12 protein-coding genes are annotated in these 14,407 nt (G+C 72.1%); 7 read left to right on the top strand and 5 right to left on the bottom strand.

The window, feature by feature from the left end; translation table 11 throughout:
- Positions 1-177: 177 nt before the first annotated feature.
- Complete coding sequence (locus D7W79_RS26535) at positions 178-867, bottom strand: SDR family oxidoreductase (RefSeq protein WP_120528191.1); 690 nt, start codon at positions 865-867, stop codon at positions 178-180.
- A gap of 104 nt (positions 868-971) precedes the next feature.
- On the opposite strand from D7W79_RS26535, the gene hemG reads away from it, so the two are divergent.
- The 3 genes from hemG to D7W79_RS26520 all read left to right on the top strand — a co-directional run bounded on the left by hemG (position 972) and on the right by D7W79_RS26520 (position 4,459).
- A complete protein-coding gene (hemG, locus tag D7W79_RS26530; RefSeq protein ID WP_120528190.1) occupies positions 972-2,372 on the top strand; it encodes a protoporphyrinogen oxidase in 1,401 nt (466 codons plus the stop codon).
- A 255-nt stretch (positions 2,373-2,627) separates the two neighbouring features.
- Positions 2,628-3,686, top strand: coding sequence for a sensor histidine kinase (locus tag D7W79_RS26525; RefSeq protein ID WP_120528189.1), 1,059 nt, complete (start codon positions 2,628-2,630; stop codon positions 3,684-3,686).
- Complete coding sequence (locus tag D7W79_RS26520) at positions 3,683-4,459, top strand: LytR/AlgR family response regulator transcription factor (RefSeq protein WP_120528188.1); 777 nt, start codon at positions 3,683-3,685, stop codon at positions 4,457-4,459. The genes D7W79_RS26525 and D7W79_RS26520 overlap by 4 nt, the downstream gene beginning before the upstream one ends.
- Positions 4,460-4,586: 127 nt before the next feature.
- On the opposite strand, the gene D7W79_RS26515 is transcribed toward D7W79_RS26520, so the two are convergent.
- The gene (locus D7W79_RS26515; RefSeq protein WP_147442059.1) at positions 4,587-6,053 is read right to left on the bottom strand and encodes a hypothetical protein; all 1,467 of its coding nucleotides are present in this window, start codon (positions 6,051-6,053) and stop codon (positions 4,587-4,589) included.
- 126 nt (positions 6,054-6,179) lie between these two features.
- Positions 6,180-7,667 carry a glutamate-cysteine ligase family protein gene (locus D7W79_RS26510; RefSeq protein WP_120528186.1) on the bottom strand — a complete coding sequence of 496 codons (1,488 nt, stop codon included), beginning with the start codon at positions 7,665-7,667 and terminating at the stop codon, positions 6,180-6,182.
- 185 nt (positions 7,668-7,852) lie between these two features.
- Here D7W79_RS26510 and rlmN point away from each other — a divergent pair, with 185 nt between their 5' ends.
- Together rlmN and D7W79_RS26500 are read left to right on the top strand one after the other, a co-directional pair.
- Complete coding sequence (rlmN, locus tag D7W79_RS26505) at positions 7,853-8,929, top strand: dual-specificity RNA methyltransferase RlmN (protein ID WP_120528185.1); 1,077 nt, start codon at positions 7,853-7,855, stop codon at positions 8,927-8,929.
- Positions 8,930-9,128: 199 nt separating this feature from the next.
- The gene (locus D7W79_RS26500; protein ID WP_014394034.1) at positions 9,129-9,515 is read left to right on the top strand and encodes a hypothetical protein; all 387 of its coding nucleotides are present in this window, start codon (positions 9,129-9,131) and stop codon (positions 9,513-9,515) included.
- Between the two features lie 28 nt (positions 9,516-9,543).
- Here D7W79_RS26500 and D7W79_RS26495 read toward each other — a convergent pair whose 3' ends face one another.
- Both D7W79_RS26495 and D7W79_RS26490 read right to left on the bottom strand, forming a co-directional pair.
- Positions 9,544-11,154 carry an adenylate/guanylate cyclase domain-containing protein gene (locus tag D7W79_RS26495; RefSeq protein WP_120528184.1) on the bottom strand — a complete coding sequence of 537 codons (1,611 nt, stop codon included), beginning with the start codon at positions 11,152-11,154 and terminating at the stop codon, positions 9,544-9,546.
- Positions 11,155-11,187: 33 nt separating this feature from the next.
- Positions 11,188-12,042, bottom strand: a complete 855-nt coding sequence (locus D7W79_RS26490; RefSeq protein ID WP_120528183.1) for a metallophosphoesterase family protein — start codon at positions 12,040-12,042, stop codon at positions 11,188-11,190.
- 88 nt (positions 12,043-12,130) lie between these two features.
- Between D7W79_RS26490 and gluQRS the strand changes: the two genes are divergently transcribed.
- A complete protein-coding gene (gluQRS, locus tag D7W79_RS26485; RefSeq protein WP_167497743.1) occupies positions 12,131-13,069 on the top strand; it encodes a tRNA glutamyl-Q(34) synthetase GluQRS in 939 nt (312 codons plus the stop codon).
- 156 nt (positions 13,070-13,225) lie between these two features.
- Positions 13,226-14,188, top strand: coding sequence for a hypothetical protein (locus tag D7W79_RS26480; RefSeq protein ID WP_120528181.1), 963 nt, complete (start codon positions 13,226-13,228; stop codon positions 14,186-14,188).
- Positions 14,189-14,407: the final 219 nt, after the last annotated feature.

Below are 14,407 nucleotides of genomic sequence, written 5' to 3'. Positions count from 1 at the left end.
CACGGGCCTTATCGTCGGCAGCGTCAGATGTGTATAAGAGCCAGCAGACGTCCTCGCGACGAGATGGGGACGAGGGCAGACAGGCGCCAGGGAAGGCCTCCCACCCCAGGGCCGCTTGCCTGCCCCGTGGGGCCGGTCGGTGTTCACTGGTGAACACCGACCTCATCCCTCAGGCCACTACCAGGGCACCTCGGCGCCCTCGTAGTCGAAGAACCGGCCGGAGTGCTCCAGCGAGATGCTGTCGATGACCCTCAGCATCCCGCGCACGGACTCCTCCGGCGGCAGCGGCGCGTCCTGCCCGCCCATGTCCGTCTGCACCCAACCCGGATGCAGCAGCACGCACGCCAGCCCCTCGCGGCGCAGGTCGTTGGACATGGAGCGCACGCCCATGTTCAGCGCGGCCTTGGACATGCGGTAGGCGTACGCGCCGCCCTCCGTGTTGCTGGAGAGCGACCCCATGCGCGACGTGACGTGCGCCACCTTGCGCCCCGCCCCGGTCCGCAGCGCCGGCAGGAGCGCGGAGGTGATGCGCAGCGGCCCGAGCGCGTTCACCTCGAACGTGCGGGCCAGGTCCTCGAAGTCCAGCTCGTGCAGCCCCACCCACAGGCCGGACACGCCCGCGTTGTTGATGAGCACGTCCACCGGCTCGCGGGAGACGCGCTCCGCGAACGCCTGGACGCTCTCCGGGCGGGTGACGTCCAGCGGGTGGATCCTCAGGCGATTGCCGGCTTCCAGCAGCAGCGGCTCCAGCCGACGCGCAAGCTCCGGGGCCCGCACGCCGGCGTCCACGGTTTCCCCCCGTCGCAGCAGTTGCTGCACGAATTCGAAACCGATGCCACGGCTGGCTCCCGTGATGACATAGCGCATGCCTTTATTAACGCGCCGGGAGGCTCTCCTTGGCAAAGCTCTTGCCTTCGCACTAAGGCGCCCGGAGTTGCTCACCTCACGACAAGGGTAGGAGTTCGGACGTCATGACGGTCGCGGTCATTGGGGGAGGCATCACCGGATTGGCCCTGGCTCACCGATTGCGGGCTCGCGGAACATCTGCCGTGGTGCTGGAGTCGACTTCGCGCGTGGGCGGAAACGTGCAGACCCACGCACGAGCGGGCTACTTGCTGGAGGCCGGGCCCAACAGTTTCCTGGACCGGGAGCCCACAACCCGTGAACTGGCGGAGACCCTTGGTGTGTCATCAAGAATCCGTCCGGCGGACGCGGCGGCGAAAAACCGTTTTGTATTCACACGTGGTGCGTTGAGAGCCCTCCCCGCATCACCGCCGGCCTTCCTGAAATCCGACATTCTCCCCCTCGCGTCCCGCCTGCGGGTGGTGGGGGAGCTGTTCAGCCGACGCAACCCTACGGGTTCGGATGAATCCCTGGCGCAGCTGGGTCGGCGCCACCTGGGGCGTGAGGCGACCTCGGTGCTCCTGGACGCGATGCAGACGGGCACCTACGCGGGCGACCCGGAGCAGCTGAGCGCGGAGGCCACCTTCCCGCAGCTCGTGAAGTTCGAACGGGAGCACCGCAGCCTCATCCTGGGCGCCATCCGGGCGCAGCGCGCGGCGCGACAGGCGAAGGCAGCGGGCTCGGTGCAAGCGGGCCCGGGGCTCACCGGACAGATGAGCACGTTCGACGGCGGCCTGGGCGTGCTGGTGGACGCGCTGGCGAAGGCGCTGGGCGACGCGGTGCGCACGGACGCGAAGGTGGAGGGGCTGGAGCGCTCGGCGGAGGGCTGGAAGGTGCGCTTCCAGGAGCGCGGCCAGCCGGCGGAGCTGACCGCGTCGCACGTGGTGCTGGCGGTGCCCGCGCACGTGGCGGCGGCGCTCTTGCGCCCGCTGGACGCGGAGCTGGCGCGACAAGCGGACAGCATTCCGTACGCGCCCATCGCAGTCGTGCACCTGGGCTTCGCGCCGGGGGCGGTGCCGAAGCCGGACGGGTTCGGGTTCCTGGTGCCGGCGGTGGAGGGCAAGGCGATGCTGGGCACCATCCACGTCTCCACCACGTTCCCCTTCCGCGTGGAAGGCGAGCGGGTGCTGCTGACGTGCCTGATGGGCGGCGCGCGCCGGCCGGACGTGGTTGCGCGGGACGAGGACGCGCTGGCGGCGCTGGCGCGCGAGGAGCTGAAGACGATGGCGGGCATCGCCGCGACGCCGGAGCTGACGGAGGTCATCCGCTGGCCGCGCGGGATTCCGCAGTACACCGTGGGCCACCTGGAGCGGCTGGCGGCGATGGACGAGCGCTTGAAGCGCTGGCCCGGCCTGCACCTCACCGGCAACGCGTACCGGGGCGTGGGCGTCAACGACTGCATCCGCGAGGCGACGCGGCTGGCGGACGCGCTGGGCGGGGAGGCGGCGGGAACGGTCCGGAGCGCCTGAGCGACCGCTCACCCCGGACTCGCGACGGCCGGGGGCAACCCTCCCTGAAGGGTCCCTGGGTCGATGCCAGAGTTCGTGGGCATGTTTCACGGACACTGGAGAAACCCCCCATGTTCTCACTGCGCTCGCCGCTCCTGTTCGTGCTCGCCGTCCTCTTCTTCCCTGCGGTACTGGCCGGGACGCTCGTCCTGGACCTCGTCCCCGCGCCCGTCCCCCAGCGCTAGGGCACGGGACGGTGTAGCCTTCCGCTTCCGCATGCCGGAGACGTCGTCGGAAGGCTCCATCGTTCGCGCCACGCTGCGCGCGCTCGTCGCGCCGTGGCGGCTGGCGCCCATCGTCCTGGTGTCCATCCCGCTGCTCGCGGCCCAGGTGCGCTGGAGCCTGGACCCGCGTGCGTTCTGGATTGGCCTCTTGCTGTGCCTGCTGTGCGTCGCGGTGGCGCCCGTGTCGTACCGGGTGCTGTTCCCGGAGGGGCTGGACCTGAGCCACGGCGGCATCCGCCTGCTGCTCTACGCGGCGGTGGGCAGCGGCGTGGTCCTGTCGGTGGGCTACGCCCTGCCGCGCGTCACGCGGATGCAGGACATGTTCCTGTCGGAGCCGTACAACCTGGCCATCTGCGGCGGCCTGTTCCTCGTCGCGGGCTGGGGGCTGGGGCGGGACATCGGCTTTGAGGAGACGCTGGCCCGCGAGCGCGCCCGCGCCACCCGCTTCGCCTGGGAGGCCGAGCAGGCGCAACTCCTGGCCCTGCGCAGCCACCTGGATCCGCACTTCCTCTTCAACACGCTGAACGCCATCGCGGAGTGGTGCCGCGAGGACGGCGCCGTCGCCGAGGCCGCCGTGCTGCGGCTGTCCACGATGCTCCGCTCGGTGCTCGCGGGCGTGCGCAGCGTCACCTGGCCGCTGTCGCAGGAGCTGGAGCTGCTGCGCACGCTCTTCGACCTGCACCTCTTGCGCGACCCGGACCTGTTCCAGCTGCGCATGGACGTAGCGGACGGGCTTGCGGATGTGCCGGTGCCCCCGCTGCTGCTGCTGCCGCTGGCGGAGAACGCGGTGAAGCACGGCCCGGCGACCGGCCACCGGGGCCCGCTGAGCGTGGAGGTCGTGGCGCGCGAGGGAGCAGTGGTGGTCTCCATCGACAACCCCGGCGCGTCCAGGGGCCCGCGCGAGGGCAGCGTGGGCCTGCCCACCGTGGAGCGAAGGTTGGCGCTGGCCTACGGCGGCCACGCCCTCCTGTCCCTGGAGAGCGCCGACGGGCGCACCCGTGTCACCGTCACCCTGCCCCGCCAGGGCCCCCAACCCGGAGTCCTCACGTGAGAGAGCCCCTGCGCGTCCTCATCGCCGACGATGAACTGCTGGCACGGAAGCGCCTGTCGCGCCTGCTGTCCGCGCTGCCGGACGTGAGCATCTGCGGCGAGGCGGTGGATGGGGACTCGGTGCTCGCGGCGGTGCGCGCGGGCGGCGTGGACGTGGTGCTGCTGGACATCCACATGCCGGGCCTGAGCGGGCTGGACGCGATGGCGCTGCTGCCGGAGGGTGGCCCCCACGTCATCTTCTGCACCGCCCACGCGGAGCACGCGGTGAACGCCTTCGAGCACGGCGCGGTGGACTACGTCCTCAAGCCCGTGGAGGCGGCGCGGCTGCAGAAGGCGCTGGAGCGCGCGCGGTCACGGCAGCCTGCGCGGGTGAAGCCCGTGGCCGTGGCGCAGCCGGTGGTGCCAGCCGGAGAGAAGCCCGCCTTCGCGCGGCTGCCCATCCCCACGCGCCAGGGCCTGGTGCTGGTGTCACCGGACGCCATCTCCCACGCGTCGCTGGAGGACGAGCTGGTGACGGTGTTCACCGCGCAGGGCGACTTCCTCACCGACTTCACGCTCAACGAGCTGGCGGACAAACTGCCCGCGGAGCACTTCCACCGGGTGCACCGCCGGGCGCTCCTCAACCTGTCGCACGTGACACGGCTGGAGCCGCTGGAGACGGGCGGCTATCTGGCGCGCACGGCGCGCGGGCACTCGGTGGAGGTGAGCCGCCAGTCCGCGCGCGAGCTGCGCCGCATGCTGGGCCTGCGCAAGGGCGCGGAGGACGAGGGCTGAAGCCTGGCCTCCGGGCAGCGAGCACCTCCCGCAGGCCTCCTGCCTGCCGGTGCCATCCTTCGTGGGCAAGCGCCAGCAACGGCAGGGCGGGCGCAGCGAGCGCCCTGCCCTTGATGCCGCGCAGCCTTCAGTTCCAGACGAACAGCCGGTGCACCTGCGCCGCGTCGTCGCCCAGCGTGTCCATCAGGGCCTGCTTCGCGGGGGCAGGCAGCTCCGCGCCGCCGCGCGCGCAGCGGGCCGCGTCCTCGATGGCGAAGGCGGGCGCGTTGCAGAACGACTCCTGCCAGCGCGACAGGAGCGACGCGAAGAAGGTCTGCTCGTAGCCGCGCAGCTGGCCATCCAGCCAGCCCTCCTTGTCGGGCCGCTCGAACTTCTGCGGACGCACGCCGCCGGGCTCGAAGGTGATGTTGTGCTCGTAGCCGGAGGCCTCCAGGGACTTCTCCGCCTTCACCGCCAGCGGCGCGTGCCGCTCCTGGAGGAAGCCCTGGGCCACCACCGCGAAGTGGTACTCCACGCCCCGGCGCTGCGCGTGGTAGTCGAAGGAGCGGGAGACGTCGCGGTACTTCGTCACCTCCACCGTCGTCTTGTACTCCACCGTCTTCGTCTGACGGACCAGGCGCTTCTTCATCACGCCCTTCTCCTCGTAGGACTCCTCCACCGAGTACGGCACCTCCGCCGTCGCGGTGCGGTCCTCGTGGTCCGTGTACGGCACGCGCTCCGTCCACGTCGCCGTCAGCTGCACGGGCTCGCTGATGCGGCGCTCGCTCATGCTCCCGGCGATGGTGAGGGGCACGTAGCGCTGGGACGCCTCCGAGTACCAGGGCGAGGCCTCGAACGCGCCCGACAGCCGCGTCACCAGGTACTGCACCACGTCGTTGCTGATGCCATCCACGGACACCTGCCACGTGGGCCCACCCAGCGCCTCCGGGAACATCCCCGCGCGAGGCGCGGGCTGCTGGTAGTGGCCGCAGTAGCGCGACACCAGCTCCGTCCAGTGCTGCGCGCCGCCGGACAGCGACTGCTTGAGCTTCGCGCACGTCGCCGCGCCGCCCTGCGCCACCGCCTCCTCCATGTCGCGGCGGATGGGCGCCATCTCCGGGTTCCCCAGCAGCGCGCGCTTGCGGTCCAGGCGCGCCTCCGCCGTCAGCGCGTGGCCCCGCTTCGCCTGCTCGATGATGACCTGCCGCAGGTGCTGGTGCGTGCCGGCCATCTCCTCCAGCAGCGAGCTCTCCATGCCGCCATCCAGCTTGGAGTTCCACTTCACCTTGTAGGCGAAGAACTGCTCCAGGTTCGCCTCCGCATCCTCATCCCGCCCCTCCACGCGCGCCTGCCGCGCCTGGGTGAGCAGCTGCGACAGGCCGCGCCAGCGCAGGTCGTCCAGCGACGCGCGATACTCCGGGTTGTTGGGCTCGTCCTGCACGAGCTTCACGTAGACCTCGGCCGCCTCGACGAAGCGGCCCTTCTCCGCCAGGTCGTTGGCGTGGCTCCGGGTGGTCGTGCACGCGGTGAGCGCGCCCGCGCACAGCAGCGCGGGCACGAGGAAGGACTTCCGGCGAGCGCCGGAGCGGAACGCAGCGAACAAGGAGGCAATCACGGAAACGGAACCCTTCAGCGCGAGGCGCGTGGCCCCGCAGGCTGACCGACAGGATGCCGCGATTATTCACCGCGACGGCCCCGTCCCGACAAGGCCCCCACCCTGGCCCCGGAGGGCCAGGTCCCCTCAGCGCTCCACCGGCCAGGTGTGCACCGGCAGCCCCTCCTCCGACAGCTCCAGGTAGCGCTCCAGCATGGCGGCCAGCGCGTCCTGGCGGGGCATGTGCGCCTCCAGCCGCTCCAGCACCGCCCGCTGCCAGCGCGCCCCGGTCCGCTGGAGCGCCACCCGCCGGGCGATGATGTCCAGGAGCCCGTCCGCCTCCGCCGCGTCCACCCCGGCCTCCGTCAGCCCGCGCCGCGCCACCGGCAGCAGCTGCTTCACCAGGTCCACCGCCGGCACCACCCGGGGGCTGGGCGCGGCTTCCGCCGGCCACAGCAGCGTCGCGCCCAGGCCGTGGTGCGCCGCCTGCTTGAAGTTGCGCCGCGCCTGCCAGAAGGGCAGCGCGGGCAGGAGCGCGTCCACCCGCTCCGCCAGCCCCAGCGTCAGCCCCAGCAGGAACGCGCCGTTGGCCACCATGTCCACCGGGGTGGGGCCCGACGGCAGCGCGCGGAACTCGATGCGCAGGTGGCCTTCTCCCTGCGGATCATAGACGGCCCGGTTCCACGACCAGACCGTCCCCTGGTGCAGCCGCAGCTCCTCCAGCTTCGGCAGGCCTCCGGCGGCCACCACCTCCAGCGGGGACTCATGTCCCATCACCGGCAGGAGCGCCGGGTAGAGCGCGACGGCCTCCGCGAACAGCTCGTGCGCGCCCTCGCGCACCCAGCCGTGGCCAAACGTCACGCGCGGGTGCAGGTGCGCGGCCTCGTCGCTGTCGTTCCGGTCGTCGGTGGCCTGCTGGAAGAGGGCCACGCGCGTCTCCTCCCACAGCCGCTTGCCCAGGAACACCGGCGAGTTGCCGCACGCGGCCAGCACCGGCCCGGTGGCCAGCTGCGCGGCGTTGTAGACGCGCGCGAAGTCCTCCGGGGCCACGCGCAGGTGGAACTGGAGCGACGTGTTCGCCCCCTCCAGCGTCACGTCCTCCCAGGTGAGGTTGAGCGTGTCGTCGCCCGCGATGGCCACCTGGAAGGGCCCGTCGCGCCGCTTGCGGATGGCCGTGGCCAGCGCCCGGTAGCGTGCCTGTGGCGTGAGCGCGTTCTTCCCCAGGTCCCCCTGCCGCAGCGTGGGGAGGATGCCCACCGCCGCCACGCGCGCGCCCTCCGTCGCCGCCACGCGCTTCAGCTCCGCCAGCACGTCGTCCAGCTGGGCCTGGAGCCCCGTGAACGGCCGCCCCGCCAGCAGCGAGGGACGCAGGTTCATCTCCATGTTGAAGCGGTTGAGCTCCAGCGTGAGCCGGTCGTCCTTCGACTTCGCCAGCACCTGCTGGTTCACCGGCAGCGGCGAGCCCGCGCCATCCACCAGCGCCACCTCCAGCTCCGCGCCCATCGTCACGGGGCCCACGCCGAAGCCGGGACGCCGGAGCACCTGGCGCAGCGCCTCCAGGCTCTCCGCGAGCCGCTCCACGAACCGCGCATGCTCCTCCGGAGTGAACTCCTCCTGCTGGATGGCCAGTCCCATAGGCCCTCCACGATTGGCACGACGCGGCACACTCGCACGCGAGGTGTCACCCGCTGGACGCCGCCACGCCCCCGGGCTCCGGCAAGCCGCCACGGGCGCACGCGCTGCTGGCTGCCCCCCTGGCCGCCCCCCAGGCCGGCGGACCCGGGTGCGCCAGCGCCGGGTGTGTTATCCCAGGCCCCGTCATGCCGGACGCCACCGTCAACCTCTACGACCTGCCCCGCCCCGCGCTGGAGGCGCGGCTCGCCGGCTGGGGCTTCAGCCCCCAGTACCGCGAGCGCGTGTGGACGGGCCTGTACCGCGACGGCGCGACGGCGTTGGGCGAGGTGACGGGGCTGCGTCCGGACCTCCAGGCCGCGCTCCAGGAGCGCGCGCACCTGGGCGTGCTCGCCACGCACCACGAGAGCTTCAGCAGCGACGGGCTCACCCACAAGCTGCTCCTGCGCCTGCACGACGCGCAGACCATCGAGACGGTGCTGATGCGCTTCAAGGGCCGCGCCACCGTGTGCGTGAGCACGCAGGCCGGGTGCGCCATGGGCTGCGTGTTCTGCGCCACCGGCCAGATGGGGCTGTCGCGCCACCTGACGCCGGGCGAAATCGTGGGCCAGGTGCTCCACGTCACCCGCATCCTGCGCGCGCAGGGTGAAGCGCTGCGCAACATCGTGCTCATGGGCATGGGCGAGCCCCTGCACAACTACGAGCACACCATGGCCGCGGTGGACATCCTCGTGGACCCCAAGGGCCTGGCGCTGGCGCCGCGCTTCATCACCCTGTCCACCGTGGGCGTGGTGCCCGGCATCCTCCGGCTCGCGGACGAGGCGCGCCCGGTGCAACTCGCGGTCAGCCTCCACGGCGCGACGGACGCGGAGCGCGCCGCGCTGGTGCCCGCGGGCCGCCGCTGGCCCCTCCATGAGCTGATGGACGCGTGCCGCTACTACGTGGCGAAGCGCAAGCGCCGCATCTTCTTCGAGTGGACGCTCATCTCCGGCCGCAACGACACCGCGGAGCACGCGCACACGCTGGGGCAACTGCTGCACGGGATGGACGCGCACGTGAACGTCATCCCGCTCAACCCCACGGTGGGCTACGACGGCGGGCCCAGCGTCCCCGACGCGGTGCGTGCGTTCCAGGACGTGCTCACATCGCACGGCGTGCCCAGCACGGTGCGCCAGCGTCGCGGCATCGACATCGACGCGGGCTGCGGCCAGCTCAAGGCCGCCGTGGAGCGCAAGCCCCGCCGCTCCCTCCCCGTCGCGTCCTGAGCAACGTGCGGGGTCGCGCGGAACACCACCCGACCCGCGGTGTCACCCCGCCGCGCTAGCGTGCGCCCCGCTCACATGTGCGTCACGGATGTGGGCGGCACTCGGATGTTGGTGGGCCCTTGCGTGGCATGGGCTCGTGGGCACATTCTACAAGACGGCTTCCACGCAACCCCAACGGCTTCTCTGGCGGAGGTGGGCAATGCTTTCCATCCAGGAGCACGGCACGGTGGAAGAGGCGAGCAGCAACCTGCTCGACTTCATCCTGATCCCCGACAACTGGCTCGAGCAGGCGCCTCCGCAGCCCGAGGGCTCCTCCACGTGGCCGGCATCGGACACCCAATACCAGCGGCGCGTGGGACCGCTGCGCATCTGTGCGTCGGTGGACGTGGCGCCGTCGCTGGACGTGACGCTCCACATCGCGTTCCGCGCCCCGGGCCTCACGCCCCTCAAGGCGGCGGACCACCTGGAGAGTTTCCTCAAGCAGCGCCTGCCGCTGACGCCCAACAGCGAGTGGCAGGTGGAGGTGGACGAGCGCCGGTGGATCCACTTCTCGCGCCGCTACGCGGGCACGCACCTCCTGGCCTGAGGCGGCCCGGCCCGGCCGCGCGCGGGCGCTACGACTTCAACTGGTAGTGCCGCAGCGGCTGGGCCACGTTCTTCACCGGCGTCTCCGTGAGGGGGCCGAACTGGAGCTTGCGCACGAAGGGCTCCCGCGACTGCTTCAGCGCTTCGTGCACGCTCTCCATCACCAGCGTCTCCCGGAAGCCCGCCAGGGACTGAAGGCGCGCGGTCTGGTTCATGCCGCTGGAGAACGCGGTGTAGTTGCGGTTGGGCCCGAAGAGGCCGCAGTTCGCGGTGGCCAGGTTCACGCCCACCGCCACGCCCAGCCCCGGCAGCTTCACCCGGCGGCACAGCGCGGCCACCTCCTCGCGCGCGCTCAACTCCGCGGTGAAGGCCTGGATGTCGTTCGCGGCGCGCACGGCGGCCTCCGCGCGGCGCACGCGGTCCGACTGGAAGAAGGGCGGCCCGAAGAGGCCGATGACGCAGTCGCCCACCATCTTGTCGAACACGCCGCCGTGGGCCCAGATGCAGTCCACGGCGCGCGCGCTCCACTCGTCCACGAAGCGGCCGATGCTGCGCGGGCTGTCGAAGCCCTGCTCGCAGATGCGGGTGAAGCCGTTGATGTCCGCGAACAGGATGCCCACCTCCTGCTCCTGCGCGCGCAGGTGCCGCGCGTAGTCCGGGTCCTCCAGGAGCGCGTCGATGGCGCCCGTGGGGAAGAACTGCGACAGGTGGATGCGCTCGCGGTTGTAGTCCAGGAGGCGCTGGCTCAGCGTGGACGCCAGCACGCGGATGAGGTCCATCGCGTACGCGGAGAAGCCCTCGTTGCTCCAGACGACAATCTTGCCCAGCGGCTCGCTGCGCGTGGCCGCGGAGATGAGCACGGCCTCCGTGGTGCGCCCGTCGAACAGGCGCTTGAGCACGCCCGCATCCCCGTGCAGCAGCCGCGTGCCGTGCTGACCCAGGAGCGACTCCAGCGGAGCGCTGGGCTGCTCTCCGCTCTCGTACTCCAGCTGCCCGTGCCGGTAGGTGCGGTAGTGCAGCACGTGCGGCTGCACGGCGTCGCGGTACAGCAGGAGGAAGCCCGGCAGCCGCACCCGCTGCGCCAGCGTGCGCACCGCGTGGTCCATGCCCGCCTCGAAGACGGGGTTGGCCAGGTGCTCGTTGCACTGGAGGATGAGCTGGTGCTTCTCCGACGCGGTGTGGACCAGCATCAGCACCGTGTCCAGCTCCTCCGCCACCACGTCCAGCGCGCGCAGGCGCCGCGCGGTGACGCCCGCGTCGCCCGGCGGCCCCGCCCAGAGCACGCCCAGCGTGCCCACCGGTGAGCCCGCCACATCCAGCGTCTGGGTGAGCAGCGTGCCCGTGTCGTGGACGCTCAGTCCCGTGGGTCCCGCCAGGAGGCCCCCGGGGAACACACCGCCCCAGTCGCCCTCGCTCCAGGTCTGCTCCACCAGCTCCTCGTCGCGCGTGGTGACGGCGATGGCGCGCGCGCCCAGGTGTTGGAGCAGCGTGGGGAAGCAGCGCTGGAAACACTGGGTGAGCGTCTCGCGCTCCCGCAGGCTCTCCTCCAGGAGGTCGTCCGTGACACGCCCCAGCTGGCGCAGGAAGCGATACTCCTCCAGGGACAACTCAGCGGGTGGGGCCGTGGGCGCTGGGGTCATGTGCGCCCCTTGTACCGCCGCCCGGGGGAACTGTCACAGCGCGGGCACGTGCTTCGTACCGCCCACGATGACGCCGTCCTGGACCTCGATGAGCCAGTAGCCCTCCTTGCCCGCCTGGGTGGAGGAGCCCGCGCCGAACAGGTGGGGCCGGTCTTCCGTGGCCGGGTGGTGGTAGCGCTGATGGATGTGGCCGTGGAGCACCGCGAAGCGCGGGCCCGGCAGGAGCTTCAGGAGCGCGTCCGCGTCATGCAGGCCGTGGTGCCAGCCGTCCGCGTGGTTCGCGGGGCTCTTCGGCGCGTGGTGCACGACCACCAGGATGGCGCGGCCGTCCAGCCGGGCGTCCTTCAGCAGGGCCGCCAGGCCTTCGAGCTGCGCTGGCCCCACGCTGCCGTAGGACAGGCCGGGCGTGGGCAGCGGGCGCGCGGAGCACAGCCCCACCACCGCGGCGCCCTCCCCGATGAGCCGCACGAAGGGGAACGCGCCCTCGCGGCGGTATTCGGGCAGGTCGCTCTCCAGCAGGTCCCCGAAGTGCTGGGCGAAGCGGCCCGCGCGGGCCGCGCCGGGGGTGAAGACGTCGTGGTTGCCCGGGATGACGGTGCAGCGCGCGGGCGTGGGGGCCAGGGGCGCCAGCGCGGCGCGGGCGGCGCGGAACTCGCCCTCCAGGGCGTAGGCGGTGAGGTCGCCGGAGAGGATGAAGTGGTCCACGCCGTGCGTGCCCGCGTCGCGGGCGATGGCGGAGAGCGTGGCCTGCGCGTTGCGGTAGGCCTTCGCCCGGCCTCCCGCCGTCAGCTCGACGAGCGCCACCCAGCGGCGCCAGCCCAGCTTGTGCAGCGGCAGGGCGAAGTAGTCCTCGGTGATGTGGACGTCGGAGCAGTGCAGGAAGCGCATGGAGGCAGTCACATCCCACGAAACGGAAGGGAGCAGCGGGGCATTCTCTCCCAGCACGCCGGGCGGGGACGTTATGGTTGCCGCCACGATGCGAGGACGCTTCGCCCCCAGCCCCACCGGCCGCATGCACCTGGGCAACGTGAGAAGCGCGCTCCTGGGCTGGCTCCAGGCCCGGGCCGCGGGCGGCGCGTTCCTCTTGCGCATCGAGGACCTGGACCGCGCGCGCTGCCGCCCCCAGTTCCTCCAGGACCTCTACGAGGACCTGCGCTGGCTGGGCCTGGACTGGGACGAACCACCGCTGGTGCAGAGCGAGCGCGACGGCGTCTACCGCGAGGCCCAGGCGAAGCTTGAGCGCGACGGGCTCATCTACCCGTGCTTCTGCACGCGCACGGAGATCGCCCGCGCGGCGAGCGCCCCCCATGGCCTGTCCGACGAGGGCCCCCGCTACCCCGGCACCTGCGCGAACCTCACCGCCGAACAGGTGTCGGAGCGCTCCCGCACGCGAGCCCCCGCGTACCGCTTCCGCGCGCGGGCGGGCGAGGTGCGCTTCGTGGACGAGCTGATGGGTCCCCAAGCCCAGGACGTTCAGGCGCTGGTGGGGGACTTCGTGGTGCGCCGCAACGACGGCGTGGCCAGCTACCAGCTCGCGGTGGTGGTGGACGACGCGGCCAGCCGCATCACCCACGTGCTGCGCGGGGACGACCTCCTGCCCTCCACGCCCCGGCAGCTCCAGCTCTACGCCGCGCTGGGCCTGCCCGCGCCTTCGTTCCTTCACGTGCCGCTGGTGCTGGGCGAGGACGGCAAGCGGCTGGCGAAGCGCGACGGGGCGTTCGCGCTCGCGGAGCTGCGGGCGCGCGGCCGGCCTCCCGAGCACGTCCTGGGGCTGCTCGCCGCCTGGAGCGGCCTGGGCGACGGCAGCCCGGTGACGCTGCCCGCGCTCGTCGCGCGCTACCGCACGGACGTGCTCCCGCGCGCGCCGGTGGTGGCGCGCGAGGCACTGCTCCTCGACGCGCTCGGCCTGCGCTGAGGCTTACCCGGCCGTCCGTCCCACCCTTCCGGACGGAGCGGCCGTGGGGCAGTGAAATGAAGCGGTTTCCCTGGTGCACACCTTCATCCCAGACACGTACGTCCTGGCCGTGCCGTACACGGCCAGGCGACACACGGGAAGCGAGGGTGGAGTCCAATGGCAGCCATTGTCGAGAGCGAACGCGCCGGCATGATTCCAGCGGTGCCGGGCAGTGCGTACAAGCTGAGCTGGGGGGCCATCTTCGGTGGCACCTTCGTGGCGCTGGGCGTCTGGATATTGCTCTACACGCTGGGGCTGGCGCTGGGCCTGTCGTCGGTGAACCCCGCCGACGCGTCGAGCGCGAAGTCCGCCGGCATCTTCACCGGCATCTGGAGCGTCATCGTCCCGTTGGTCGCGCTCTTCGTGGGCGGGATGGTGGCCGCTCGCAGCGCGGGCATCGTGGACAAGGCGGGAGGCGCGCTGCACGGCGCGGTGCTCTGGGGCCTGACGACGCTGCTGGGCGTCTTCCTGGTGGGCATGCTGCTGTCGAACGTGCTGGGCGCGGTGTTCAACGTGGGCAAGACGGCGGTGAGCGCGGGCGGTTCCGCCGCGGTGGGCGCCGTGTCGGAAGGCGGCGGCGCGGCGAAGGCGTTCGGCCTGGACGCCAACGACGCACTCGGCCCCGTGAACAAGCGCCTGCGGCAGGAGGGCAAGCCCGCCATCACCGCGAACCAGTTGGAGGCGGCGACCAAGGACATCGTCACCGAGGGCGTGCGCCAGGGCCGCGTGGACCGGGAGCTCCTGGTGAGCAACATCGCGCAGAACACCAACCTGTCGCGCCGCGACTCCGAAGACGTGGCCAACCGGGTGGAGCAGCAGATTGACCAGGCCAAGGGCAAGGTCGGTCAGGTGGGCCAGCAGGTGCAGCATGGCGCGCTGACGGTGGCGGACCGCTCCGGCCGCGTCTTCTGGGGCATCTTCGCGGGGCTCCTGCTGGGGCTGATCGCGTCGGTGCTCGGCGCCACGCTGGGCGTCAGCCGCAAGCAGCGCATCCGCGCGGAAGGGGCGGTGGTGACGCCTCCGACGACGCCCACCACGACGACGACCACCACCGGGCCGCGGCGTGAGGTGTATCCGTAGCCTCGGGCGCTCGCGTGCATCCCCGCTTCACGGTCCACCCGTGAGGCGGGTATGACACGCGGGCTCCCGGCCCATGGCGTCCTCGAACCGCACCCTCATCCGCTGGCTCCTCATCCCCGGTCTGAGCCTGGGGCTGTTCCTGCTCTTCACGCTGGGGGCCGCGTGGGTGACGCGCTTCACGGACGCACCGGAGCTGCCCGGGCCCACCGCGCCGCCACC

It is taken from the genome of Corallococcus exercitus, assembly GCF_003611585.1.
GTDB classification, from domain to species: Bacteria; Myxococcota; Myxococcia; order Myxococcales; family Myxococcaceae; genus Corallococcus; species Corallococcus exercitus.
The sequence above is the reverse complement of the archived record's forward strand: the minus strand, read 5'-3'. Positions and strand labels throughout refer to the sequence as shown.